This window comes from Flavonifractor sp. An10, from assembly GCF_002161215.1.
Classification (GTDB): domain Bacteria; phylum Bacillota; class Clostridia; order Oscillospirales; family Oscillospiraceae; genus Flavonifractor; species Flavonifractor avistercoris.
The window spans coordinates 1-21,921 of record NZ_NFMB01000005.1; the positions used below are offsets into that span (position 1 = coordinate 1).

The following is a 21,921-nucleotide window of genomic DNA, read 5'->3' on the forward strand; positions in this document are numbered from 1 at the left end:
ATGAAGAAGCCCTTTTCCTGCACCAGCCCCTCCCGGGCCTCCTCAGCCTCCTCGTCGGACAGCTTGGCGTAGTCAAAATCGGCATTCCCGGCCTCAATCTCACCGGCGTTGATGTAATTGCAGAGGTTTTCCGAGATGTAGCGGTAGAACATGGTGCCCAGCACGTAGTTCTTGAAATCCCAGCCGTCCACCGCGCCCCGCAGCTCATCCGCGATGGCCCAGATCGCCCGGTGTAGCTCGTCCCGCTCCTGCTCTTTCCTGATATCAGCCACAGTGGTGTCCTCCAAAATTTATTTTGATGCGCATCGGATCAGCGACTTCCTTTTCCCCTTTCGGGAACCGCGGATCAGGGGGCTTTTTCGCATCCGGCGGCAACAGCCAGGTCTTTCCTGCCTTGACCGTCCCCGGGATTCGCCCCTGAGCGCAGAGCAAGGCCACCCGACGAGGTGAGATTCCCCATAACTCTGCCGCCTGTTTCGTCGTCAAAAATTCCATAGAGCATCCCTCTATATTCCAAATTTCTACCAAATATTATATTCGGTCACCTGAATATAAGCAAGATGGTTTTTAATCTACAGTATAGAAAAACAACTGTCCAATAAGCCGGTCTTGCGCTTTGGATACTAAAATAGATAACAGCAAAAGTGTCGCAATCTTGTATTCTTAACTTCAACACGGTACAATAAATGACGCTACAAATTTGGTATACATGGAAAATGGGTGACTTCGGATGAGTTCCTTTACAATAGCAGAAAAGGGCGTAGATATTTTTCCAAGCACTGAAACAACTGCACCCACCATCTATCTCAACACTTTCTCTGGCGAAGGTCAGAAGATATATGAGGCTGCTCGGGCTGCCAACTACCCACAGTTCGCATTGGTGGCCATCAGCGACTTGGATTGGAACCATGACATGGCCCCGTGGGACAGACCAGCGGCGTTCAAGAACGGGGAACCTTTCATCGGCGGTGCGGACGACTACCTGCGGCTGCTGGTGGAGGAGATCATGCCCAGAGCAGAGAAAGAACTGTCCGGTCCTCCGGCGTGGCGGGGGATCGCCGGATACTCCTTGGCCGGGTTATTCGCCCTGTACGCTATCTACCGGACGGATGTGTTCTCCCGGGTGGGGTGTATGTCCGGTTCCCTCTGGTTTCCTGGTTTCAAGGAATATGTCTTTTCCCATGAGCCGAAGCGCCGGCCGGACTGCATCTACTTCTCCCTGGGGGACAAAGAGGCCAAGACCCGCAATTCGGTTCTGAAAACAGTACAGGAAAATACAGAAGAGATCCAGGCTTTTTACCAGAGCAAAGGCATCGACACGGTGTTCCAGTTAAATCCCGGCAACCACTTTGTCCAGGGGATCGAACGGACCATTGCGGGCATTCAGTGGCTGTTGCGCAGATAGAGGATGGTCTTCGGCCTTTATTCTTTGAATAGGTGTGTGAAAAATTGATACGCCCGCCGCGCAGAAAAGACTTGCTTAACACCCTCTACAGAGGTACAATAGCCCAAACAGCAGAAAGGATTAAAATAATGGGTTATCACCGTTTTTCTTCTTGGCAGATAGGCTGCCTGTAAGAGAGCATGTTTCCTTGACGACTCTTGCAGGCGGCCCGAACTGTCAAGGAGTGAGCACAATTGAACAGAGACCGCAGTTACTATCGCAAACAGCGCATGCGTGCGATTCATCGCAAGGAAACGATCCTCCGCCAGCTTGGAGGAGAAGAGAATGTCCTTGCGTGGGAACACGGCGCCGCCGGACGGCTGTCCAAGGGGAAGATCCACTGCTCCTGCTGGATGTGCCGCAGGAAGTCGTATGATGAACCCCAGATCCGGGATAGGCGAGCGGCCATGGATGCCGCCCAGCAGCTGCTGGAAATCGTGTAACTTCTCTCACGAAAAAACGCTTCCGGGCCGGGGCTGGCAGATACCTGCCGCCCCTGGTCAGGAAGCGTTTTTGACCCCATATTTGACCACAGTCAGGGCCGGAACACGTGGAAACAGCGGATTTAAGAGCGTCAAAAAATATTCAATACCGAGAAGAAAGTGCCGAAAAGCACTGTAAATCACCATAAAAAATTTGGTTCAAGCGTTTGGGAGCTGGATGTCGTGCGTTCGAGTCGCGCTACTCGGGCCAAATCCGTCAAAGCCTTATAGCTTTGACGGATTTTCATTGTAAGTGAAAACCACCGGCAGTGCCGGTGGTTCCAAAAAGCTTTAGCTATACAGAAAAAAGTATTCTCCTTTGGTAAGATAGCGGAGGTCTGCCAACCGCCACAACAACCAAAGGAGGAATCAAGTCTAGGTGAAACTTGACGTATCGAGTTTAGCACACACGAAGTGGGAATGTAAGTATCATATTGTGTTTGCGCCCAAATATCGAAGGCAGGTCATATATGGGAAGATACAGCAAGATATTGGCCAGATGTTAAGGAAAAATTAAAGTTGCACAAAAAGAGCAGATATGCGAAACTAGAGGTATAAAACGCTATGAATTAACAGCAGAACAATGGAAACGTGTCAAACCTCTTCTGCCGCCGGAAGAAACCGGGAAGCGTGGCCGCCCCCCGCAAGGATAACCGGACAATGCTGAACAGGATGCTCTGGATTGCCAGAAGCGATGCCCAGTGGAGGGAACTGCCGGAGGCTTACGGCCCCTGGCAGTCCGTGTATGCCCGATTCGCCAAATGGCGGGATAATGGCACACTGGAAACCGTGTTTCACGCATTGTCTGAGGATGCGGATATGGAAAATCTAAGCATAGATTCCACCTGCATCAAGGTACACGAAAGCGCCAATGGTGGGGGGAAAACAGAGGATAAGGCAGTTGGCCGTAGCCGAATTCATGGAGAACGGCCTGGAGGCGGAACTGGATGACGAACTGGGCTGCAGCAAGTATGACTACAAAAATAAGGACACGGATAACATCCGCAATGGACACAGCAGTAAGACGCTGCGTACGAGCTTTGGCGATGTAGAAGTATCCGTGCCCCGGAACCGGAAAGGCGAGTTTGAGCCGCAGGTGCTGAAACAGGACCAGGCCAGCATCAGTCAGGACATCGAGGAAAAGATTCTGTCGATGTATGCCAAGGGGATGACCACTGGAGATATCGAGGCCCATATTCAGGATATCTACGGTATTTCAGTCTCAGACAGTACGGTCAGCCGGATCACAGACAAGATTCTGCCTATGGCCAAAGAGTGGCCGCAGCGGCCGCTGGAGGCCATCTATGCGGTGGTATTTCTGGATGCCATCCACTACCATGTCCGCAGCGAGGGGCAGATTGTAAAGAAGGCGGTGTATATTGCCATAAGCATCGATCTGGATGGCCGGAAGGATGTACTGGGCATGTGGGTAGGCGAAAATGAGAGCGCTAAGTTCTGGGCGACCGTGCTCAACGGGGGGCAATCCCAAATTCTGTGTAACCGCCAAAAGCGGTGCAAATAGAGTGAAATTTATCATGGGCGGCAGACGGGTAATCGGCTGCCGCCTTGTTAACAACATAACGCCAGCGGGACGGGATATCAAGGCGCAGCCATTCATATCCCCTCTGCCATCGATCTGAACCGGCGCTACTCAGGCATGCGCTCGGCGAAATAAACGGCCATCCGGGCGTAGATCACACTCCAGTCCTGCTGCCGGCCGGTCCACTTTTTCGTGATGTCCACCATGGCCAGATACAACATTTTCAGCAGGCTGTCGTCGGTAGAAAACACGGATTTGGCTTTGGTCACCTTGCTCAGCTGGCGGTTGAAGCCCTCGATGGCGTTGGTGGTGCAAATCAGCCGCCGCAACTTCTGAGGGTACTTGAAATAGGTGCTCAGGTTTGCCCAGTTGTCCCTCCAGGACTGGGAGATTTTCTGAAACCGCGATGGCTCCAGGAGAAGGCTGCGCAATCGCGGTCAGATCCATCATCTCCTCTTCCTCGATCCAGTGCAGTTCTTCCACAAACTTTTTGCGCATGACATGAGTGGAATTATAACAAATCCGCCGCCAAATATACACGCGCTGAGTTGAAAGGTAGATAAAAATAGCTTTTTGAATTGCCATACGTCTTTCAAGGCTCTGACCTCCTATCGCTCTGCTTCGGAGTATTCCACCTGCAGACCACTACAGCTGCGGAATGGATCTGCCCGCAGAAAGGCTTTCCTCCGTGGAAGCCGTGTGATACAATATAAACTCAGATTTCCAATGTTTGCAGGCGGGGACAACAGGATGTCGTCTCCCGAAATGGGGGCAGAAAGAATGGACGAAAGAAAGCGGCAGGAGCGAGGGCCGGACAAAATCCAGATCCGGGGCGCCAGGGTTCACAATCTGAAAAACATCGACGTAGAGGTGCCGCTGAACCGGATCGTGGGCATTGCCGGGGTCTCCGGCTCCGGAAAATCCTCTTTGGCGCTGGGGGTGCTGTATGCCGAGGGCTCCCGGCGATATCTGGAGGCCCTGTCCACCTACACCCGCCGCCGGATGACCCAGGCGGCCCGGGCGGATGTGGACGAGGTGCTGTATGTCCCGGCGGCCCTGGCCCTCCACCAGCGGCCCGGCGTGCCGGGCATCCGCAGCACCTTCGGCACGGGGACGGAGCTGCTCAACAGCCTGCGGCTGATGTACTCCCGCCTGGCCAGCCACCGCTGCCCCAACGGGCACTATGTGCCGCCCTCCCTGGCGGTGGCGGCGGGGCAGGCACTGAGCTGCCCGGAGTGCGGCGCCCGCTTCTACGCCCCCGGTGCCGAGGAGCTGGCCTTCAACAGCCAGGGGGCCTGCCGCACCTGCGGCGGCACCGGCGTGGTACGGGCGGTAGACCGCTCCACCCTGGTGCCTGATGAGTCCCTGACCATCGATCAGGGCGCGGTGGCGCCCTGGAACAGCCTCATGTGGTCGCTGATGACCGACGTGTGCCGGGCCATGGGCGTGCGGACGGATGTGCCCTTCCGGGAGCTGACGCCGGAGGAGAAGGACATCGTCTACAACGGCCCGGCGGAGAAGAAGCACATCCTCTACCGGGGCAAGAAGCTGGATCAGGCCACAGAGCTGGACTTTACCTATTATAATGCGGTGTACACCGTGGAAAACGCCCTGTCCAAGGTAAAGGACGAGAAGGGCATGAAGCGGGTGGAGAGATTCCTGCGGGAGGACGTGTGCCCCCACTGCGGCGGCACCCGTCTGTCCGAGGCGGCCCGGGCGCCCCGGCTCCGGGGCATCGGCCTGGACGAGGCCTGCAAGCTGTCCCTGGAGGCGCTGGCGGGCTGGGTGGCGGGGGTGCCCGCCTCCCTGCCCCGGGAGATGCGCCCCATGGCCGAGCGCATCTGCGAGTCCTTCCAGACGGCTGCCCGGCGGCTCATGGAGCTGGGGCTGGGGTATCTGACCCTGGATCGGGCCGCCGCCACCCTCTCCACCGGGGAGCGGCAGCGGATGCAGCTGGCCCGGGCGGTGCGCAACCGCACCACAGGGGTGCTGTACGTGCTGGACGAGCCCTCCATCGGCCTGCACCCGGCCAACATGGCGGGGCTGACGGCGGTGATGGACGACCTGGTGGCGGACGGGAACTCCGTGCTGCTGGTGGATCACGATACCCAGATCCTGTCCCACGCGGACTGGATCATCGAGATGGGGCCGGAGGCCGGGGCACGGGGCGGCCGGGTGGTGGCCCAGGGCACCGTGGAGGAGCTGGCCGCCAATGGGGACTCCCGGATCGGGCCCTTCCTGTCAGGACAGGCCCAGCCCATCGCCCGGCCCCGGGCCGCGGCCGGGGCGGTGTTTGCGGAGGGGGCCATCCGCCTGGAGACCGGCGCGATCCACACGGTGAAGCCCCTGGCGCTGGAGCTCCCCAAGGGGAAGCTGACGGTGGTGACGGGGGTCTCCGGCTCCGGCAAGACCACCCTGATTCTGGAGAGCCTGGTGCCCGGCCTGGAGGCGGTGACGGCCGGGAAGCCGCTGCCGGCCCATGTGAAGGCGGTGGAGGCGCCGGGGATTGGGCGGGTGAAGCTCATCGACGCCACCCCCATCGGCATCAACATCCGCTCCACCGTGGCTACCTACGCCAACGTCCACGACGAGCTGCGGAAGCTCTACGCCCGAAGCCCGGCGGCCAAAGCCCTGGGGTACAAGGCGGGGGACTTCTCCTACAACACGGGAAAGCTCCGCTGCCCGGTGTGCGACGGCACCGGCTCCATCAGCCTGGATGTCCAGTTCCTGCCCGATGTGGACATCCCCTGCCCGGCGTGCCGGGGCTCCCGGTACGGGAAGGACGCGGCCCTGGTGCGGCTCAAGACCCGCTCCGGCGCGGAGTTCACCCTGCCGGAGCTGATGGACATGGACATCCACGTGGCGCTGGACGCCTGCGCCGACTGGACGGTGGTTCACCAGCGGCTCCAGGTGCTGGAGGAGCTGGGTCTGGGCTATCTGACCCTGGGGGAGGACACCCCCAGCCTCTCCGGCGGGGAGGCCCAGCGGCTGAAGCTGGCCAGCGAGATGGGCCGGGGGCAGGCGGACACGGTCTTTGTCTTTGACGAGCCCACCATCGGCCTGCACCCCCTGGATGTGCGGACGCTGCTGGGGGTGTTCCAGACCCTGCTGGACAGCGGCGCCACCGTGGTGGTGATCGAGCACGATCTGGATGTGATCCGCAGCGCCGACTACCTGATTGATATGGGCCCCGGCGGCGGGGAGGCCGGCGGTGAGATCGTGGCCGCCGGCACGCCCGCCCAGGTGAGGCGGAACCCCCGGAGCATCACCGGGCGGTATCTGTGAGGCGGGCACCCGGCTCAGCGGCCGCCGTCCCGGGCCAGCGTCCCCAGAAAACCGATGGGGTGGATGATGTGGCTGCCCTTGGCGTCCAGATCCAGGGCGGGATCCAGCAGCTGGATGCCCCGCCGGATGCCGGTGTAGCCGTACCTGGCCCGGATGCTGTCCACCGCCCGCTCCAGATCCTCCCGCTTCTGGCGGCGGACATCCTCGGGGAACAGGGAGAGCTGGGGCTCCTCGTCTGCCGGGGACAGCCCCGCTGCCCGGACGGACAGGCTGCGCACCGGCCGGGCCGGGCGGTTGGCCCGGAACAGCCGGAAGGCCGAAGCAAAGAGGTCGGTGGAATTGCTCACAGGAAACGCCAGCTTCTCCTGCCGCTCATAGCGCAGCAGGGTGTTGTCCCGGATGCCCAGCTGGACGGTGGAGCACAGGCTCCGCTGCTCCCGCAGGCGGGCGGCCACGCTCTCACACAGGGCGTAGAGGGTGATCTTCACGTCGTCGTCGCTGACCAGATCCCGTGGCGCGGTGGTGCTGTTGCCCACCGACTTCACCGGCGGTACGGCGCAGCAGGTAGACACCCCGGAGCAGTCCAGGCCGTTGGCAAAGCGCCACAGCATCACCCCCACCCTGCCCAGTACGGTGTGGAGGAAGGCGGGGCTGGCCCGGGCCAGCGCCCCGATGGTGCGGATGCCGTACCGCCCCAGCTTTTTGGCGGTGGCCGGCCCCACGTAGAGCAGGTCACCCACCGGCAGGGCCCACACCACCTGCCGGTAGTTCTCCCGGGTGATCACCGTGGTGGCGTCCGGCTTTTTGTAGTCGCTGCCCAGCTTGGCGAAGACCTTGTTGAAGGACACCCCCACCGACACGGTCAGGCCGATTTCCCGCTTGATCCGCGTCCGCAGGGTATCCGCAATCTGCCTCCCGTCCCCGAACAGACCGGCGCTGCCCCCCACATCCAGCCAGCTCTCGTCCAGGCCGAAGGGCTCCACCTGGTCGGTGTACTGGAGGTAGAGCTCCCGCACCTGGCGGGAGAGCTCCAGATAGCGGCCGTAGCGGGGCGGCACCACCACCAGGCCGGGGCAGCGCAGCCTGGCCTCCCAGATGGCCTGCCCGGTGGCCACGCCGAAGGACTTTGCCTCGCCGCTCTTGGCCAGCACGATGCCGTGCCGCAGGGCCGGGTCGCCGCACACCGCCACCGGCTTTCCCCGCAGAGCGGGGTTGTCCAGGCACTCCGCGCTGGCGTAGAAGTTGTTCAGATCGCTGTGCAGAATCACCCGCTCCATGACGCCGCCTCCCGTACGTTTGTTCTAGCATCAGTATAGGGCGGTGCCTCTCCAAATATCTACGAGTAAGTTCTGGTAGTTTTGTGATACAATATGGTACTGAGGTGAGCGCGATGTGCGGCAGATACAGCCTGTCCCCCGGGGAGAGCCGGGAGATCATGGACATCCTCCGGCAGGTGCAGGGGGACTTCAAGACCGGGGAGATCTTCCCCGCCGACCCGGTTCCCGTGCTGATGGAGGCAGGGGAGGAGCTGGCGCCGGAGGTAATGGTGTGGGGCTATCCGGGGGTGGGCGGCAAGGGCCGCTCCATCATCAACGCCCGCAGCGAGACCGCCCTGGAGCGCCCCATGTTCCGCCAGTCCGTGCTGGCGCGGCGGTGCGTGATCCCCACCACCGGCTTTTACGAGTGGGGGCCCGCCGGCGGGCAGAAGCGGAAGTACCGCTTCCAGCTCCCCGGCCGGGATCGGGCGCTCTACCTGGCGGGGCTGTGGAACGACTGCGGCGGGCGGCGGCGGTGTGTGATCCTGACCACGGCCGCCAACCCCTCCATGGCGGGCATCTACGACCGGATGCCCCTGGTGCTGGAGCGGGAGCGGCTGGCCGAGTGGGTGCACAGCCCCCAGGCCGCCGGGGAGCTGCTCCGCCGGACGCCCCCGGCCCTGGAGCATGTGGAGGAGGAGCCGCCCCGGCAGCTCTCCCTGTTTTGAGAAGGTGCAGGCCGGGCGGCGGCGCCCAGTCAGAAAGGAGATGCCGGCGATGCGCTATCTGGAATCCCCGTCCAGAGATCCCTACTTTAATCTGGCCCTGGAGGAGTACGTCTTTGAGCGGATGGACAAAAGCAAGTCCTACTTCCTGCTCTGGCAGAACGACAACACCATCGTGGTGGGCAAGTATCAGAACACCGCCGAGGAGATCGACCAGGCCTATGTGGACGCCCACCACATCCGGGTGGCCCGGCGGCTGTCCGGCGGCGGGGCGGTGTACCACGACAGGGGCAATCTGAATTTCACCTTCATCGTGGATCGGGCCGACGCCCCCGGCCTCAACTTCAAGATCTTTGTCCGGCCGGTGGTGGAGGCCCTGGCCCGCTTCGGCGTCCACGCGGCGTTCACCGGCCGCAACGACCTGACCATCGACGGGATGAAGTTCTCCGGCAACGCCCAGTATGCCCGCCGGGGGCGGCTGCTCCACCACGGGTGCATCATGCTGGACTCCAACCTGACCAGCGTGGCCGACGCCCTGCGGGTGAAGGAGGCAAAGTTCGACTCCAAGGCGGTGAAGTCGGTGCGCAGCCGGGTGACCACCATCAACGCCCACGCCCCCGCGCCCATCTCCATGGAGGACTTCAAACAGGCCCTGACAGAGTGCGCCATGGCCAGCGGGGAGCTGGAGCCCTGCACCCTGACGGAGGAGGATCTGGCCGCCATCCGGAAGCTGCGGGACGAGAAGTACGCCACCTGGGCGTGGAACTACGGCTTCTCCCCCGCCTACGACATGCGGCGGGAGATGAAGTTCCCGGCGGGGCTGGTCACCGCCCACCTGAGCGCGGAGGGCGGAAAAATCAAGGCCGTCCGCTTCTACGGGGACTTCTTCGGCAGCGGCGAGCTGGGTGAGCTGGAGGGGGCCATGGTTGGCCTGCCCCTGGACGGACACCTGACGGAGGCCCTGGAGGCCCTCCGTGTGGGGGACTACATGAGCGGCATCACGGCGGAGGAGCTGAGCCGCCTGCTGCGTGGATAAAAAAGGCTTTTCTTTTCCGCGCTTTTGTGCTATACTCAGGAAAACTGAATGAGAATCGTTCGCAGGGGAGCTCTGTAGAAGGGCTGAGAGGGGCGTATGCCCGACCCGACCTGATGTGGATAATGCCAACGTAGGGACGCGGCGAGTGGGAAGCAGCCAGGGCCAGGGGCCCATGGCGTCTGTTTCTGGTACTCGGAACGCTCTGCGGGGCGTTCCGAGTTTTTTGTCTGCAAAAAAGAGGAGGCATGTGTATGAAAAAAGTGCTGACCATCGCGGGGAGCGATTCCAGCGGCGGCGCGGGGATCCAGGCGGATCTGAAAACCATGACCTGCCTGGGGGTGTACGGCATGAGCGCCATCACCGCCCTCACCGCCCAGAACACCACCGGGGTGTCCGGCGTGCTGGAGGCCACCCCGGAGTTTGTGGCCCAGCAGCTGGACTGCGTGTTCCGGGACATCCGGCCCGACGCGGTGAAGATCGGCATGGTGTCCAGCGCGGACATCATCCGGGCCATTGGGGCCAAGCTGCGGGAGTACCGGGCGGAGCACATCGTGGTGGATCCGGTGATGGTGGCCACCAGCGGTTCCAGCCTGATGCAGGACAGCGCCCTCACCGCCCTGATGGAGGAGCTGTTCCCCCTGGCGGAGGTGATCACCCCCAACATCCCCGAGGCGGAGCGGCTGTGCGGCTTCGCCATTGAGGACGAGGACGCCATGCTCCGGGCGGCGGAGGCCATCGGGAGCACCCTGCCCGGCGGGGTGCTGGTGAAGGGGGGCCACCGGTCGGAGGACGCCGACGACCTGCTGTGGCGGCAGGGGGAGGCCCACTGGTACCGGGCTTCCCGGGTGGACAACCCCAACAACCACGGCTCCGGCTGCACCCTGTCCTCTGCCATCGCCTCCTTCCTGGCCCTGGGGGATGACCTGCCCCGGGCGGTGGGGAGGGCCAAGGCCTACATCACCGCCTGCATGGAGGCCGGGCTGGATCTGGGGGCGGGCAGCGGCCCGCTCAAGCACAACTACGCCATCAAAGAAGGAGGAAGCGTACAATGAACGCAAGTGTTGCCATTCAGGTGCTGCCCAAGGTGATGGAGCAGGAGGACACCCGCCGCATCGTGGACGAGGTGATCTCCTACCTGGCCTCCACCGGCCTGCACTACGTGGTGGGGCCCTTTGAGACCACCCTGGAGGGGGATCTGGATCAGCTGCTGGACATCGTGAAGGAGTGCTGCCGCATCTGCGTGTCCCACGGGGAGCCCAGCATGCTGGCCTATGTGAAGATCAGCTACAAGCCCGGCGGGGTGTGGACGATCGACGACAAGACCGGCAAATACCAAAATCCGTGAAAAAGAAGGAATCTCCCATGAAAACAGCCAATGCCAAAACCATGCGGGCCCAGGGACTTTCGGTGCGCAAGCTGGTGCTTACCGCCATGCTGGGCGCCCTGGGCTTCGTCCTGTCCACCTTTGTCTACTTCCCCTCCATGGCCCCCTTCCAGCACTTCTGCAACGTGCTGGGGGCGGTGTTCCTGGGGCCGTGGTACAACTTCGCCGCCGCCCTGCTCACCGGGCTGCTGCGGATGCTCACCGGCCGCACCATCCAGGCGGTGGTGGGTGCGGTGTTCGGCGCCTTCCTGTCCGGCCTGCTCTACCAGCTGACGAAGAAGCTGTGGGGCGCCCTGCTGGGGGAGACCATCGGCACCGGCTTTGTCAGCGCCATGGTGGCCTACCCCCTGATGAAGTTCTTCTACGCCCTGGACGCCCAGTCCCCCTTCTACTACATCCCCTTCTACCTGCCCGCCTCGGTGGTGGGCGGCCTGATGGGCTGCGCCGCGCTCCTGCTGCTCAAGCGGGCCAGGGTGCTGGATCGGATGCTGGAAGAGCTCAACCGGTGAGGGGCGGATATGGAACAGCTTGACTTTGCCGCCCGGCTGCGCTCGGTGCGGGAGCGCGCCCCCCTGGTGCAGTGCATCACCAACTTTGTCACCGTCAACGACTGCGCCAACATCATCCTGGCCGCCGGCGGCTCCCCCACCATGTCCCACGACGTGTGGGAGGTGGAGGAGGCGGTGGCCGGCGTCCAGGCCCTGGTGTGCAACCTGGGGGCCATTGGAGATCTGGAGGCCATGCTCCTGGCCGGAAAGCGGGCCAACGCCCTGGGCATCCCGGTGGTGCTGGATCCGGTGGCCGCCGGGGTCACCGCCCTGCGGCGGGAGGCGGTGGGCCGCCTGCTCTCAGAGGTGCGCTTTGCCGTCATCCGGGGCAACGCCTCGGAGATCCGGGCCCTGGCCCTGGGCCAGGGGGGCGGCAGCGGGGTGGACGTGGCCGCCGGGGACGCGGTCACCGAGGGCACCCTCCCCGCCGCGGCGGAGCTGACCCGCTCCCTGGCCCGCCGCACCGGCGCGGCAATCGCCCTGTCCGGGGCGGTGGACGTGCTCTCCGACGGGACGCAGGTGCTCTTCCTCCGCAACGGCGTTCCCACCATGGCCCGCATCACGGGCAGCGGCTGTATGCTCACCGCCCTCACCGGGGCCTTCTGCGGCGCGTCGCCGGAGAATCCCTTCGGGGCGGCGGCCGCCGCCATGGCCGCCCTGGGGGTGGCCGGGGAGCTGGCCGAGGCCCGCCGCCTGCAAAACGGCACGGGCAACGCCACCTTCCGCAACGACCTGATCGACGCCGTGTTCAACCTCACGGAAACCCAACTGACACAAGGAGTACGCTATGAAATTTACCAGGGATGAAATCAGAGCCTCCATGCTGCTCTACGCCGTCACCGACCGGGCCTGGCTGGGGGAACGCACCCTCCCCGACGTGGTGGAGGAGGTGCTGGCAAACGGTGCCACCTTCCTCCAGGTGCGGGAGAAGGGGATGGAGCACGACGCCTTTCTGGCGGAGGCCAAAATCCTGAAGGAGCAGGCGGCCCGGTACCGCGTGCCCTTCGTGGTCAACGACTCGGTGGAGGTGGCCCTGGCGTGTGACGCCGACGGGGTTCACGTGGGCCAGTCGGACATCCAGGGCCGGGACATCCGGGCCCTGATCGGCCCGGACAGGATCCTGGGCATCTCCGCCAACACCGTGGACACCGCCGTTGCCGCCCAAAAAGCGGGGGCGGACTACATCGGCGTGGGGGCGGTGTTCGGCACCACCACCAAGAAGGACGCCAAGAGCCTGACCGTGGAACAGCTCCGGGCCATCTGTAACGCGGTGGACATCCCGGTGGTTGCCATCGGCGGCATCAGCGCGGACAATATCCTGGCGCTCCGGGGCAGCGGCGTGGACGGGGTGGCGGTGGTGTCCGCCATCTTTGCCCAGCCCCACCCGGGCGCGGCAGCGAAGTGCCTGCGGGCCCTGGCGGAGGAGCTGACGGCCCATGGATAAGCGGTTCTGCATCTTCGACATGGACGGCACCCTGGTGGACTCCATGCACTACTGGAAGGGGCTGGGGAGGGACTATCTGGAGTCCCTGGGCATCCGCCCCGACGAGAAGCTGCTGTGGATGGTGAAGGCCATGACCATGCTGGAGGGGGCGGCCTATTTCATGGACACCTTCCACATACCCGGCCCGCCCCAGCGCATCGTGGACGAGATGGAGGCCATGATGGAGGAGCACTACCGCCGGGACGTGCCCCTCAAGCCGGGGGTGAAGGAATATCTGGAGCGCCTGCGGGCGCGGGGCTGCCGCCTGTGCGTTGCCACCGCCACCGCCGAGCCCCTGTCCCACCAGTGCCTCTCCCGCCTGGGGGTGGATCACCTCTTCGACTTCATCCTCAGCTGCGAGACCCTGGGGGTGAGCAAGAACCGGCCGGACGTGTTCCTGGAGGCGGCCCGCCGCCTGGGGGCCGCCCCGGGGGAGACCGCCGTCTTTGAGGACGCCCTCTACGCCGCCCGCACCGCCAGGGAGGCGGGCTTCTACACCGTGGCCGTCCCCGAACCGTCCTATGCCGGGGACTGGCCGGAGCTGTCCGCCCTGGCGGACGAGTGCATCCTGGATTGGAGGAATGCGGTATGACCGTGACGCAACGTCTTTATGAGGCCGCCCGCCCGGTGTGGGAGGCCTGCCACAGCCACCCTTTTGTCAAGGGCATCGGGGACGGCACCCTGGAGCTGGAGAAGTTCCGCCACTTTCTGCTCCAGGACTACCTGTACCTCTTTGACTACGCCCGTGTGTTCGCCTACGGGGTGGTGAAGGCCCGGGATCCGGATCTGATGCGCACATTCGCCGCCAACGTGGACGCCATCCTGGGGGGCGAGATGAAGGTGCACCGGGCCTACATGGCCCGGCTGGGCATCACGGAGGAGCAGGTGTTCGCCGTGCGTCCCGCCCTGTCCAACCTGTCCTACACCCACTACATGCTGGCGGCGGCCGCCGCCGGTGGCCCGGCGGAGATCGTGGCGGCCATCCTGGCCTGCTCCTGGAGCTACGCCGAGATCGGCGCCCGGCTGGCCGCCATCCCCGGGGCGGCGGAGCACCCCTTCTACGGCGAGTGGGTGCAGAGCTACGCCGGAGAGGACTACCAGCAGACCAACGACGCCCTGGTGGCGCTGATGGACGATCTGGCGGAGGGGTGCACCGAGCCCGCCTACCGGCGGCTGGAGGAGATCTTCGTCACCTGCAGCCGGTATGAGCTGGGCTTCTGGGACATGGCCTGGAATCTGGAGCGGTAGCCATGTCCATCCTGGAATTTGACAAGGTATCCTACCAGTACCCCTCCGAGGACTTTGACATCATCGACGCTCTCTCCTTCCGGGTGGAGCCGGGCTCCTTCCACTGCATCCTGGGGGTGAGCGGCTGCGGCAAGAGCACCATTTTCCGCCTGATCAACGGCCTGCTGAAGCCCAAGGCCGGGGAGATCAAGGTGGGCGGCGCGCCCATCGCCGGGCGCAAGCGGTACTGCGGCTATATGCCCCAGAAGGATCTGCTCTTTCCCTGGCGCACCGTGGGGGAGAACGTGGCCCTCCCCCTGGAGGTGGCTGGCGGCCTGAGCAAATCCCAGCGGCAGGAGCGGGCCGAGGCCGCCCTGGCGGAGGTGGGGCTGGCCGGCTGCGCCGGGAAGCTGCCCGGCGAGCTCTCCGGCGGCATGCGGCAGCGGGCGGCCTTTGCCCGCACCATGCTCACCGGCAGCGACCTGCTCCTGCTGGACGAGCCCTTCTCCGCCCTGGACTTCCTCACCCGCATCTCCATGCAGGAGTGGCTGCTGGACCAGTGGCAGAGGCACCAGAAGACCATCCTGTTCATCACCCACGACGTGGAGGAGGCCATTTTCCTCTCCTCCAGCGTGCTGGTGGTGGAGTCCACCCCCATCCGCACCCTGACGGAGCTCCCCATACCCGCCCCCTTCCCCCGGGAGCGCGCCTGCCTGGGGCGGCCGGAGCTGGTGGAGCTGAAGGAGCGGCTGATTACGCTGCTGAGAAAGCAGGTGAGCCCATGAAAAAAGCCTGCAAGGCCAATCTGCCCGCCCTGATCTTCCTCTTTGCCCTGCTCCTGCTGTGGCAGGCCGGGGCCACGGAGATGGACGCGGCCTATATCCTGCCCACGCCGGTGCAGATTTTACAGCGGCTGTGGGAGCTGCGGGAGCCCCTCTTTCTGGTTCACCTCCCCGCCACCATGACCGTCACCGGCATCGGCCTGGCCATCTCCCTGGTGCTGGGCCTGGCCCTGGCGGTGGCCATGGACGCCAGCGGGCTGGTGCGGCGGATGCTCTACCCCCTGGTGGTGGTGTCCCAGACCATCCCCACCACCGCCATTGCCCCCCTCTTTGTGCTGTGGTTCGGCTACGGCATCTGGAGCAAGGTGCTGGTGACGGTGCTCATCACCTTCTTCCCCATCACCATCACCGTCTACGACGGCCTGCGCGCCGCCAAGGTGGAGATGATCGAGCTGCTCCAGACCTACGGGGCCTCCCAATGGGAGATTTTCAAAAAGATCAAGATCCCCTGCGCCCTGCCCTACTTCTTCTCCGCCGTCAAGATGGCGGTGCCCATGAGCGTCATCGGCGCGGCCATCGGCGAGTGGCTGGGGGCCAAGAGCGGCCTGGGGTACTTCTCCCGCCGCATGATGACCCAGCTGGACGGGGCCGGGGTGTTCGCACCCATCGTGCTGCTGGCCGCCGCCGCCATGCTGGCGGTGGGTATCGTGGCCCTGCTGGAGCGGTATTTCGTCCGCTGGCGGGGGGAGTCGTAAGAACCATGGGCGGCGCGCCGGGTCGTCGCGCCCCACAACAGAAATGGATACGGAACAGGAAAAGAAAGGAACGATGGAAGATGAAAAAGAAGCTGGCCCTTGCCCTCAGCACTCTGCTCCTGCTCACCGGCTGCGCCTCCGCCCCGGCGGGGGAGAGCCCCGCCGCCGGCCAGACCGGCGGCGCGGACGGTGAGCTGCGGGAGCTGAACGTGGTGCTGGACTGGTACCCCAACGCCCTCCACGCCTTCCTCTACGACGCCATCGAGAAGGGCTACTACGAGGAGGAGGGGCTGAAGGTCAACATCCAGTTCCCCTCCAACACCAACGACGCCATCTCCCTGGTGGCCGCCGGCCAGGCGGAGATCGGCCTGTATTACCAGCAGGACGTGATCATCGCCCGGGCCAACCAGGACGTGCCGGTGAAGTCCATCGGCGCGGTGGTGCAGGCCCCGCTGAACATCGTCCTCTCCCTGGCGGAGAAGGACATCCACTCCCCGGAGGATCTGGTGGGCAAGACCATCGGCTATGCGGGCACCGAGCTGTCCGAGGCCCTCATCCGCTCCATCATGGCCTACGTGGGGGCGGACTCCAGCGATGTGGAGATGATCGACGTGGGCTTTGACCTCATGAGCTCCATGACCACCGGCAACGTGGACGCCACCATCGGCTGCCTGGTGAACCACGAGGTGCCCCAGATGGAGGAGGAGGGCTTCGAGGTCAATTACTTCGAGCTGGACGACTACGGCGTGCCCACCTACTACGAAGGGGTGTTCCTGGCCAGCGACGAGATGATCGAGAACGAGCCGGAGGTGCTCTCCGCCTTCCTGCGGGCCTCCGCCAGGGGCTTCGCGGACGTGAAGAACGACCCGGAGGGAGGGCTCCAGACCCTGCTGGACAACCAGAACGAGGAGAACTTCCCCCTGTCCGAGACGGTGGAGCAGAAGAGCCTGGAGACCCTGCTCCCCTTGATGGAGACCGCCGACGCCCCCTTCCTCTCCCAGAGCGAGGCGTGCTGGCAGGAGAACGTGGACTGGCTGCTGGAGCAGGGGCTCATTGACCAGGCCCCGGCCCTGGATGATCTCTATGTGGAGCTGTTGGAACAGGCGTGACGACATTAAAAGCGGAGGCGGATGAAGTGCCCCCTAAAAGTTAGACAATATACTCATAGGAAGGCTCTGTCCTAAACTTTGTGTAAACCTCCTGCGTGGTGCAGAATAGAAGCACCGTGCAGGAGGATTTACATATGGCCAGAAAGAATCGCACCCCCGAAGAAATTGCCCGGTGAGAGAAGATCCGTGGGTCGCTGCAGATGGCATACATCGGCAGCATGGATGACATCCAGAATCTGTTTAAAGAGACGATTGCCGGGTTCATGGAGAATGGCTTGGAGGCGGAGCTGGATGACGAGCAGGTGTACAGCAAATATGACACAAGAATAAGGACACCGGCAGCAGCCGCAGCGGCCACAGCAGTAAGACGCCGCGTACCAGCTTTGCGAAGTGGATGGATCGGTTCCCCGAGACCGGAAGAGGGAATTTGAGCCCCAGGTGCTGAAAAAGAACCAGGCCAGCATTAGGGCTTGTTTGAAAAATGTCAGCATGCCCAATCGGCGGGCCTTTTGTCCACTGGACAGCGCAATTTCCCTTGAAATCTGTCAGGATTCCTGCGAAAAAATTGCTTGCCAGCGGTTTAAAACCCTTCGCCGCTGGACACATCGCCAATTTTCAAACAAGCCCTAGTCAGGACATTGAGGAAAATCCTGTCTATGTACGCCAAGGGGGTGACTACAGGAGATATTGAGGCTCACATCCAGGACATCTATGGCATTTCTGTTCCAGATAGTATCATCAGCTGGATTACCGACAAGATTCTGCCCATCGTCAAAAATTGCCGGCAGCGGCCCCTGGAATCCATCTACACTGTGGTCTTTCTGGACGCCATCCATTTCCACGTCCGCAGCGAAGGGCAGATTGTGAAGAAAGCAGTATACATTGCCATCGGTGTCAATCTGGATGGCCGGAAAGACATCCTGGGCATGTGAGTTGAGGTGACCAAGGCTAAGTCCGTTTTCCCCACCGATGACAGCCTGCAAAAAATGCTGTACCTGCCCATGATGGGCATTACGAAAAGATGGACCGGGCGGTAGGACTGGAGTGTGATCCACGCGCAGATGGCCGTTTATTTCGCCGAGCGCATGTCTGAGTAACGCCGCCGGAGTTAGATGTCAGGGCAAGATGACCGGCTCCGCTACGCAAAAATCCGATTCCTAAAATTTGTAGGATTACAATATATATTGGACACAAAAATCCGATGCCTAAAATTTCAGTTGACAAATTCACCCTATGTGGCTATAATAAGCAAGTAGCCTTTTGGGGCTGACTGGCGGATGTGCTGGAACTGGTAGACTGGCTAGCTTGAGGTGCTAGTGGCCCACGGCCGTACGGGTTCGAGTCCCGTCATCCGCACCACAAAAATAACCACACCTGTCGGGTGTGGTTATTTTTATGGTAACCGGGGGAATTTGAAATGCTCGGCGGAAGTGAATTCCGCCTGCGCCGAGGTTTTGCCTGCGGCAAAACGCTCGCACGGCGCAAAAGCGCCGCCGGCCAGAAGGCCGGTTGAGTGGTCCTTCTATACCCTTTCGAGATTTCAAAATATCGATTTTGACCGTCCCTTCCAAAAATAACCACACCGAATGGTGTGGTTATTTTTTTACGCCGACAGGAACGGGCGGCGCCTCCCCGCGGGTCGGCAGCAGGGCGCAGGCCCCGCCGCCATCCTCGCCCCTCTGGGGCCGTACGTCCGGCGGCTCCCCTCCTATCTCGGCCTATTTCCATGCAGGGCATTTTACCGGCTCTGCTGTTCCCCTTCATTATATTTATACTTCGTGCCTTCCGCGGAGTGTCCAAATCCGAAAAACGGATTGCTCAGCTGGCCATGAACCGGGCCAGGAACTCCCGGGTGCGGGGCTGGCGGGGGTGGGCGAACAGCTCCGCCGGCTCCCCCTCCTCACAGATCACCCCGTCGGACATGAACACCACACGGCGGCTCACATCCCGGGCAAAGGCCATCTCGTGGGTGACCACCAGCATGGTCATGCCGCTGGCGGCCAGCTCCTTCATGACGGAGAGCACCTCCCCCACCATCTCCGGATCCAGGGCGGAGGTTGGCTCGTCGAACAGGAGCACCTCCGGCTCCATGGCCAGGGCCCGGGCGATGGCCACCCGCTGCTTCTGCCCGCCGGAGAGCTGCCGGGGCCTGGCCTTGACGTAGGGGGCCATGCCCACCTGCTCCAGGTAGCGCAGAGCCTTCCGTCGGGCCTCCTCCCTGCTCTGGCGGAGCACCTTCACCGGCCCGGCCATGCAGTTTTCCAGCACGTTCATGTTGTTGAACAGGTTGAAGGACTGGAACACCATGCCCACCTTGGCCCGGTAGGCGGAGGGTCTGACCCCCGGTGCGGTGACGTCCTCCCCGTGGAAGCGGACGGCTCCCCGGCTGGGGGTCTCCAGCAGGTTGATGCACCGCAGCAGGGTGGACTTGCCGGAGCCGGAGGCGCCGATAATGCTGGTCACGTCGCCGGGGCGGACGGTGAAGTCGATGTCCCGCAGCACCTCATGGCTGCCGAAGGACTTGGAGAGGTGCTGTACCTCCAGAATGGGCTGCAGATTCATGTCAACGCTCCCCCCTTGGCTGGAGATTCCGATCCAGAACCCGATCCATGACCGACTGGGCGGCCCGCTTGCCGGGATGGCGGTAGGTGCCGGCGGCCATGGTCAGGGCGTCGGCCTGCACCAGCTCATAGTCGCTGGCGCCGTCCATCAGCCGCTCCACCAGCCGCAGCAGGAAGGAGGCGATGAGGGTCATGGTCAGGTAGCCGATCATCTCAATGGCGGCGGAGGGGAAGTACAGGTTGTTGACCCCCACGATGTTCCGGTGCTGGGCGAAGAACTCGGTAAAGCCGATGATGAACATGACCGAGGTGTCCTTGATGTTGATGATCAGGTTGTTGCCGATCTGGGGCATGATGTTGCGCAGGGCCTGGGGAAGGATCACGCCCGTCATGGTCTGTACATGGGTCATGCCGATGGCGCGGGCCCCCTCGGTCTGGCCGGGGTCGATGGAGAGGATGCCGCCCCGCACCGACTCGGCCATGTAGGCGCCGGTGTTGATGGACACGATGAGGATGGAGGCGGCCCAGATGCCGGAATAGCCGGAGAACTGCACCGAATTATAGGTGAAGTAGGGCAGGCCGTAGTAGATGAACACGGCCTGGAGCATCATGGGGGTGCCCCGGAAGATCTCCACATAGACGCGCACCACCACACGGATGAGCTTAAGCAGGAATCGCTTGGGCAGGGGATCCTGCCTGGTATAGGGGATGGTGTTGAGGATGCCGCAGATAAGGCCGATGAGACAGCCGATGGCGGTGGCTGCCACGGCCAGGATCAAGGTGTTCTGGACGCCGGCCAGATAGCGGGGGCCGTAGGCCTCCCACAGGCGGGCCATGTCGCTGCCCAGCGTGATCAGACGTTCCATGGGTGGTGCTCCTTTCTGCCCGGCGGGCGTTTTGACAGGACTCAGATCTCGGGCTGGACGCTGACGGCCTGGTTCATCAGCTCGGTGAAGTCGTCCTCCGTCATGGTGGACAGCACGTCGTTCATGGCCTCCAGCAGGACGGTGTTGCCCTTCTGGACGGACATGCCGATGTTGATGTGGGAGTCCCGCTCCGCCTCGCTGGCGAACTGGAAGTCGTCCTCCGGGTTGTCGGAGAAGTCCAGGATCACCAGGTCGTCATAGGTGGCCACCGCGCCCATGGCGGTGGGCATGTCGGTGCAGATGAAGTCCACGGTGCCGCTCTCCACCGCCATGATCATGGCCGGGGCGGTCTCGGCGGCGGACTGGATCTCCGCCCCCTCGATCTGGGGCAGGCAGAACTCATACCAGTCGGTGCCCGACTGGGCGGTGGCGGTGCCGGTGAGATCGCTGAGGCCCTGGGCGGAGGCCAGGGGGCTGTCGGCCTTGGTGACGCACACGAAGGTGGCGTAGTAATACGGGCCGGCCATGTCCACCTGCTCCATCCGCTCCTCGGTCATGGACTGGCCGGCGATGATGGCGTCCAGGGTGCCGGCCTGGAGGGCGGGGATCAGGGAGTCCCAGGCGGTGGCGACGATCTCCAGCTCCCAGCCGTTGGCCTCGCAGATGCGCTGGGCGATCATCACGTCGTAGCCGTTGGCGTAGGAGCCGGGCACGTTGGAGATGGGCACCGCGCCGTTGGAGTCGTCGGCCTGTGTCCAGTTGTAGGGGGCGTAGGCGCACTCCATGCCCACGGTGAGCACCCCGTCCTCCACGCCGCTGGGAACGGCGGCGGTCTCGGTCTCCGCCGGGGCGGAGGTCTCGGCGGCAGGGGTGGTGGACTCCGGGGCCGCCGGGGTCTCGGCGGTACCGGCGGTTCCTCCGCCGCAGGCGGCCAGGGTCAGGGACAGGGCGGCGGTGAGGGACAGGGCGGCAAGTGTGTTTCTGTTCATGTTTGTTTCCTCCAGTCTAGTTGATTGGCGTTTTTTCCGGCAAAATGGGCGAAAAAAACGCCATGAACCTTCCTGGTGGAAGCGTTCATGGCGACAAAGAGCATCGGCAGGCCGGCCCTCCCCGCAGCGCGCCGAGGCCAGGGCCCGGCGGCGCCACCGGATCCAAGGACTAAGCGGTCGAAGGGAGAGCACAGCGACGAGAGCCCTTCGCCTCAATGATAGCGCTCCACACAGTCGATATGTGGCAGTCCGTGAGATGTTATCCCAACGTCCCAGGCAACCGGCTCTCCAGGCAGAGGGCCGGCCCTTCGGCGGAAGGGCCCTTTCTCCGGCGGGGTGCTCTGCCCCTTTGCAGGGTATTGCCGGATACTCTTGCGATTCCGCGACCTCTATCATTGCAGCGGGGTATTCCGCGACAACTGGTTCTTGTCAAAAATTATAGGCGGATT

22 protein-coding genes, 1 tRNA gene, 5 pseudogenes and 2 riboswitches are annotated in these 21,921 nt (G+C 63.0%); of the genes and pseudogenes, 20 read left to right on the forward strand and 8 right to left on the reverse strand.

What is annotated here, in order from left to right:
- Together B5E42_RS09630 and B5E42_RS09635 are read right to left on the reverse strand one after the other, a co-directional pair.
- Nucleotides 1-272, reverse strand: a 272-nt coding sequence (locus tag B5E42_RS09630) for a type I restriction-modification system subunit M N-terminal domain-containing protein (protein WP_204244402.1), incomplete at its 3' end; no start/stop codon positions are given.
- Nucleotides 265-495, reverse strand: coding sequence for a helix-turn-helix domain-containing protein (locus B5E42_RS09635; protein ID WP_087239097.1), 231 nt, complete (start codon nucleotides 493-495; stop codon nucleotides 265-267). The genes B5E42_RS09630 and B5E42_RS09635, both read right to left, overlap by 8 nt.
- A gap of 235 nt (nucleotides 496-730) precedes the next feature.
- Here B5E42_RS09635 and B5E42_RS09640 point away from each other — a divergent pair, with 235 nt between their 5' ends.
- The 4 genes and pseudogenes from B5E42_RS09640 to B5E42_RS09660 form a co-directional block, all read left to right on the forward strand.
- A complete protein-coding gene (locus B5E42_RS09640; RefSeq protein WP_087239099.1) occupies nucleotides 731-1,405 on the forward strand; it encodes an alpha/beta hydrolase-fold protein in 675 nt (224 codons plus the stop codon).
- Nucleotides 1,406-1,638: 233 nt separating this feature from the next.
- Nucleotides 1,639-1,887: a hypothetical protein gene (locus B5E42_RS09645; protein ID WP_087239101.1), complete on the forward strand. Its 249-nt coding sequence runs from the start codon at nucleotides 1,639-1,641 to the stop codon at nucleotides 1,885-1,887.
- Nucleotides 1,888-2,305: 418 nt separating this feature from the next.
- Nucleotides 2,306-2,434: pseudogene (locus B5E42_RS09650) on the forward strand (transposase); the annotation flags it as partial.
- 399 nt (nucleotides 2,435-2,833) lie between these two features.
- Nucleotides 2,834-3,403 (forward strand): annotated as a pseudogene (locus tag B5E42_RS09660) (transposase); the annotation flags it as partial.
- A 170-nt stretch (nucleotides 3,404-3,573) separates the two neighbouring features.
- On the opposite strand, the pseudogene B5E42_RS09665 reads toward B5E42_RS09660, so the two are convergent.
- Nucleotides 3,574-3,873, reverse strand: a pseudogene (locus tag B5E42_RS09665) (transposase); the annotation flags it as partial.
- Nucleotides 3,854-4,062 (reverse strand): annotated as a pseudogene (locus B5E42_RS19605) (chromate transporter); the annotation flags it as partial. The pseudogenes B5E42_RS09665 and B5E42_RS19605, both read right to left, overlap by 20 nt.
- Before the next feature lie 184 nt (nucleotides 4,063-4,246).
- Between B5E42_RS19605 and B5E42_RS09675 the strand changes: the two are divergent.
- Nucleotides 4,247-6,751: an excinuclease ABC subunit A gene (locus tag B5E42_RS09675; RefSeq protein WP_087239105.1), complete on the forward strand. Its 2,505-nt coding sequence runs from the start codon at nucleotides 4,247-4,249 to the stop codon at nucleotides 6,749-6,751.
- Between the two features lie 14 nt (nucleotides 6,752-6,765).
- Here B5E42_RS09675 and B5E42_RS09680 read toward each other — a convergent pair whose 3' ends face one another.
- A complete protein-coding gene (locus B5E42_RS09680; RefSeq protein ID WP_087239107.1) occupies nucleotides 6,766-8,028 on the reverse strand; it encodes a DNA polymerase IV in 1,263 nt (420 codons plus the stop codon).
- 113 nt (nucleotides 8,029-8,141) lie between these two features.
- Here B5E42_RS09680 and B5E42_RS09685 point away from each other — a divergent pair, with 113 nt between their 5' ends.
- From B5E42_RS09685 to B5E42_RS09755, 15 genes and pseudogenes are all read left to right on the forward strand, one after another.
- Nucleotides 8,142-8,735 carry an SOS response-associated peptidase gene (locus B5E42_RS09685; RefSeq protein ID WP_087239109.1) on the forward strand — a complete coding sequence of 198 codons (594 nt, stop codon included), beginning with the start codon at nucleotides 8,142-8,144 and terminating at the stop codon, nucleotides 8,733-8,735.
- A 49-nt stretch (nucleotides 8,736-8,784) separates the two neighbouring features.
- Nucleotides 8,785-9,768: a lipoate--protein ligase gene (locus B5E42_RS09690; RefSeq protein WP_087239111.1), complete on the forward strand. Its 984-nt coding sequence runs from the start codon at nucleotides 8,785-8,787 to the stop codon at nucleotides 9,766-9,768.
- A gap of 53 nt (nucleotides 9,769-9,821) precedes the next feature.
- Nucleotides 9,822-9,923, forward strand: a riboswitch (TPP riboswitch).
- A gap of 96 nt (nucleotides 9,924-10,019) precedes the next feature.
- On the forward strand, nucleotides 10,020-10,820 hold the full coding sequence (gene thiD, locus B5E42_RS09695; protein WP_087239113.1) for a bifunctional hydroxymethylpyrimidine kinase/phosphomethylpyrimidine kinase: 801 nt from the start codon (nucleotides 10,020-10,022) through the stop codon (nucleotides 10,818-10,820).
- The gene (locus B5E42_RS09700; RefSeq protein ID WP_087239115.1) at nucleotides 10,817-11,113 is read left to right on the forward strand and encodes a thiamine-binding protein; all 297 of its coding nucleotides are present in this window, start codon (nucleotides 10,817-10,819) and stop codon (nucleotides 11,111-11,113) included. The genes thiD and B5E42_RS09700 overlap by 4 nt, the downstream gene beginning before the upstream one ends.
- Nucleotides 11,114-11,130: 17 nt before the next feature.
- Nucleotides 11,131-11,661 carry an energy coupling factor transporter S component ThiW gene (thiW, locus tag B5E42_RS09705; protein WP_204244403.1) on the forward strand — a complete coding sequence of 177 codons (531 nt, stop codon included), beginning with the start codon at nucleotides 11,131-11,133 and terminating at the stop codon, nucleotides 11,659-11,661.
- Between the two features lie 9 nt (nucleotides 11,662-11,670).
- The gene (thiM, locus tag B5E42_RS09710; RefSeq protein WP_087239117.1) at nucleotides 11,671-12,507 is read left to right on the forward strand and encodes a hydroxyethylthiazole kinase; all 837 of its coding nucleotides are present in this window, start codon (nucleotides 11,671-11,673) and stop codon (nucleotides 12,505-12,507) included.
- Nucleotides 12,488-13,144, forward strand: coding sequence for a thiamine phosphate synthase (gene thiE / locus B5E42_RS09715; protein WP_087239119.1), 657 nt, complete (start codon nucleotides 12,488-12,490; stop codon nucleotides 13,142-13,144). The genes thiM and thiE overlap by 20 nt, the downstream gene beginning before the upstream one ends.
- Nucleotides 13,137-13,775, forward strand: a complete 639-nt coding sequence (locus B5E42_RS09720; protein ID WP_087239121.1) for an HAD family phosphatase — start codon at nucleotides 13,137-13,139, stop codon at nucleotides 13,773-13,775. Before thiE ends, B5E42_RS09720 begins: the two co-directional genes overlap by 8 nt.
- Entirely contained in the window at nucleotides 13,772-14,431 is a 660-nt protein-coding gene (gene tenA / locus B5E42_RS09725) for a thiaminase II (protein ID WP_087239124.1), read from the forward strand. The genes B5E42_RS09720 and tenA overlap by 4 nt, the downstream gene beginning before the upstream one ends.
- Before the next feature lie 8 nt (nucleotides 14,432-14,439).
- Nucleotides 14,440-15,195, forward strand: coding sequence for an ABC transporter ATP-binding protein (locus B5E42_RS09730; RefSeq protein ID WP_087239664.1), 756 nt, complete (start codon nucleotides 14,440-14,442; stop codon nucleotides 15,193-15,195).
- A complete protein-coding gene (locus tag B5E42_RS09735) occupies nucleotides 15,192-15,947 on the forward strand; it encodes an ABC transporter permease (RefSeq protein WP_087239126.1) in 756 nt (251 codons plus the stop codon). The genes B5E42_RS09730 and B5E42_RS09735 overlap by 4 nt, the downstream gene beginning before the upstream one ends.
- Before the next feature lie 80 nt (nucleotides 15,948-16,027).
- Complete coding sequence (locus tag B5E42_RS09740; RefSeq protein WP_087239128.1) at nucleotides 16,028-17,056, forward strand: ABC transporter substrate-binding protein; 1,029 nt, start codon at nucleotides 16,028-16,030, stop codon at nucleotides 17,054-17,056.
- Between the two features lie 200 nt (nucleotides 17,057-17,256).
- Complete coding sequence (locus tag B5E42_RS09745) at nucleotides 17,257-17,487, forward strand: hypothetical protein (protein WP_087239130.1); 231 nt, start codon at nucleotides 17,257-17,259, stop codon at nucleotides 17,485-17,487.
- Nucleotides 17,488-17,672: 185 nt separating this feature from the next.
- A pseudogene (locus B5E42_RS09750) lies at nucleotides 17,673-18,093 on the forward strand (transposase); the annotation flags it as partial.
- Nucleotides 18,094-18,329: 236 nt separating this feature from the next.
- Nucleotides 18,330-18,415: transfer RNA gene (locus B5E42_RS09755), tRNA-Leu, on the forward strand.
- A 459-nt stretch (nucleotides 18,416-18,874) separates the two neighbouring features.
- Here the strand turns inward: B5E42_RS09755 and B5E42_RS09760 are convergent.
- From B5E42_RS09760 to B5E42_RS09770, 3 genes are read right to left on the reverse strand one after another with little or no spacing between them, the layout of a single operon-like run.
- Nucleotides 18,875-19,618, reverse strand: coding sequence for an amino acid ABC transporter ATP-binding protein (locus B5E42_RS09760; RefSeq protein ID WP_087239132.1), 744 nt, complete (start codon nucleotides 19,616-19,618; stop codon nucleotides 18,875-18,877).
- Between the two features lies 1 nt (nucleotide 19,619).
- Complete coding sequence (locus B5E42_RS09765; protein WP_087239134.1) at nucleotides 19,620-20,483, reverse strand: amino acid ABC transporter permease; 864 nt, start codon at nucleotides 20,481-20,483, stop codon at nucleotides 19,620-19,622.
- Between the two features lie 41 nt (nucleotides 20,484-20,524).
- Nucleotides 20,525-21,472, reverse strand: coding sequence for a transporter substrate-binding domain-containing protein (locus B5E42_RS09770; RefSeq protein WP_087239136.1), 948 nt, complete (start codon nucleotides 21,470-21,472; stop codon nucleotides 20,525-20,527).
- 211 nt (nucleotides 21,473-21,683) lie between these two features.
- Nucleotides 21,684-21,872: riboswitch (Lysine riboswitch) on the reverse strand.
- Nucleotides 21,873-21,921: the final 49 nt, after the last annotated feature.